At 50.7% G+C, this 288-nt stretch carries 1 protein-coding gene; it reads right to left on the bottom strand.

Going from position 1 to position 288, the window contains the following annotated elements:
* Window positions 1-288 (bottom strand): hypothetical protein (locus tag Q4563_RS19115; protein ID WP_303605636.1); only part of this gene is annotated, 288 nt, incomplete at both ends.

Genomic DNA, 288 nt, shown 5'->3' on the forward strand with positions numbered 1-288 from the left:
CATACTTGCCGGCTGTCAGGCGAAAGCGGTCATTCAGTGCCGATTGTTGCTGGTCTTCTGCTTCATCAACAAGAAACTCGCCAACCCATTGCTGTAAGTCTTTGGAAGAGATGCCCAGTCGCATTTTTGCCAGCATCAGGTTGTAACCCGCAAACCGGTACCATTCACTCTCCTCGTCAATCAAATCAAACGCTTGTTCGGCTTGTGTTATCTGATCGCGGTTGGCATGTGAGGTGGCAGCAATAAATGCCGCTTCCGATGTGTCCGTCGGGTTTAGCAAGGCATCGT

This window comes from Gilvimarinus sp. 1_MG-2023 (assembly GCF_030548285.1).